Source organism: Streptomyces sp. NPDC031497 (assembly GCF_055580905.1).
In genome coordinates, this window is the sequence record NZ_JBVIKO010000067.1 from 1 (window position 1) to 2,598 (window position 2,598).

At 58.8% G+C, this 2,598-nt stretch carries 1 protein-coding gene; it reads left to right on the forward strand.

What is annotated here, in order from left to right:
- A partial coding sequence (locus ACZ5K7_RS48250; protein WP_468924961.1) for a hypothetical protein occupies nt 1-2,598 on the forward strand: 2,598 nt, incomplete at both ends.

Here is a 2,598-nt window from a genome sequence, read left to right on the forward strand (position 1 = left end):
GGTGGCCGACGGTGCGTGGACGGCGGAGCATGTGCCGACCATCACGGAGCTTGCGCGGCCCGGACGCCTGCACCTGGCCAAGGCGGCAGCCGCCGCTCCGGCATTCGCCAAATTGCTGCACATGCATCCGACGCTCCAGGAGGCATTCGCCGATGCCCCTAAGGCACTGCAGCGTATGGCGAAAATCCATAAGGTCCGACTTGAAGAATTTATATCCCTTCCGAAGGCCGTAGAGGGTCTTTTGACGGTCGTGGGCAAGCGGCGCCCGCTCATGGAGGCCCTCAACAGCGATTCGAAATCCGTCTACTTCCTTCTCTCCTTTCCGCGGCTGATTACTTCCCTTGACGGGATAGTGGACCTGATCATGCATACGGCAGGGCCTGGGCCAATGTCGTGGGCTATTTCGATGAATCCCGATTTTGCTGCGGCCGTAGTCCACGTGCACAAAAAATACGGGCCCGCTTACACGGAATCCCTGAGTATGGAGTGGGCCCTCGCCTGGGCTCTCGCACCCGTACATAACATCGACTACGTCAAAGTGCTCACAAATCGTGAATTGCGGAGGACCTTCCAGGAGTTTTCCAACCAGGTCAGCATGTGGACTGGGACATCCACACTCTTGAATGCAGTGGCCGATGACATGCAACTGATCGAGATTCTGGCAACCGGCACATCGGAGCTGATCAGTGTCCTGGAGGACAACCTTCGTTTCGCCGAGCGTTTGATGAGCCGGAAGGCGTGGTTGCTCGCTGCGGTTGATACGCCGGCTGTGGCCCATGTGCTGGCGCTGGATCCGAACCGCTTCGACGGTGTGGCGGACGACCTGTTCGAGGACGCACTGCGGGAAGCGGTGACTCCCGCGCTGCCCGACCGCGTCGTGCTCGGCCCGGAAGCGTCGCTGCTCGACCGGGTCCGTGCGGCCAACCCGGCTCTTGACGTGCTTCTCAAGCGCGAGAGCCACCTCACGCGGACGCTGGTGGCAGACCCGGAGTTGATGGCTGTGCTGGCCGGTCACTCGGATGTGCTTCAGCGGCCTGACCAGTTCCGCTGGCTGCTTACCGGGCGAGGCGCTCCGGTCCGCCCGTTTGTTCGTGAGGGATCGCCGCTGCTCGCTCCTGGACTGCTGTCGGCAGCACTGCGATTCCCCTACTTCGGCTACTGGCTGACAGCAGACAAACAACTGAACACGGCTCCTAACATCGACCGGCGCCGTCGACTTGCCGAGGTGTTGTACACGGATACCGATGCCTCGGAAATGCTGAATGAAAGCGTTACGATCGGCCAGCTTTACGTGCATATCGAGACGGGCGCCAATGTGCGGCAGCTCGTGCGGCTCTGGACCGAACGCCCAACCGACGAGCGACCTATTGTGTACACCCTCAATAATGGCTATCTGAACGCCGTGGTCGGGGCGGACGACCTTACTGAATTTCTCGACGTCATGCTGCTCGGCGACAGTGCGCTTTATCGGCTGTCCGGGGAAGGTGGGGAGATGCTTGCTGCTCTCACCGATGATTCGTACGCCAATCTCGAGCCTCATGAGAGTCTGCTGAAGGAGCTTGCCTCGAGGAAGTCCATTGATCTTCCTCCTCATCACTGGAGGGCTTTCTTCGCCAACAAGAAGCTGCTTGAGGCGTTGGACGCTCCTGAAAACAGGCAGTATTTGGGTCTGTTGGCCTCGGCTCCCGCGGCTCTTGCTGAGGCGATTGCGCGTCCTGGTTTTGTGGGAGCTCTGGAGAAGGAAGATTTCAGGGCCGAGCTGGACGCGGTGGCCGCCCTCAAGAAGGCGAAGAAGACCAGCAGGCAGTGGGTCACCAAGCTGGTGGATGCCGTATCCGATGGGCGTTTCACCGGTAACCCGAATATTTCTCCGGAAGGTGTCTCGATAAACGACCGGGATGTGTTGATCGGTCGAATATGGCACAAGGAACCTGATGCGGTCAGGGGTGCGCTTTCTGCGGCCGTCGACGGGGATGAGGAGGAAGTCGCACGACTTCTGGAGGTAGATAAGCTGGTTCGTGCGAACGCAGATCTGCTCGCAGCTGTCCGAAAGAGCGTTGCGCTGGGCGCGTTGATTTATTCTCTGGATGGTCTGGCTGTCTTGCTGAGTGAGCGTCCAGCACTTTTGGAATCGGTTTTGAGCCGTGATTCCGAACTTCTGAACGCGTTCACATTGGAGCCTGATCTTGTTGCGGCAGTGCGGGGAAATGACTCGCTCTACCGACTTGTGATCAATGACCACAACATCGGACGACTGATCCCGATGTACCCGCACTGGGCGACTGCGATGATCAATAACCGGGAACTTGCTTCTCTTTATCTCAACAGGCCCATGTGGGTGGTGATGCTCGAGGACGTGAACCGCGACACGGTGGTGCGGAGCAGTGAAAATCTCACCCGCTCCTTCAACGCGAACGACCAGGTTGCGCAAGAAATGGTGTACTCGGACGCGCAAGCCTTGGTTCTCGCCTTGGTTAATGTGGAACCCAGATCGCTGAGAATTTTGGTGTCGGATGCTGTTGGTAGCAGTGTTTCGGTGGTGCGTTGGTTGAAGCGGAATGTGGGTGATGTGGGTGTGTTGGTGGGGAATCCGGTGGT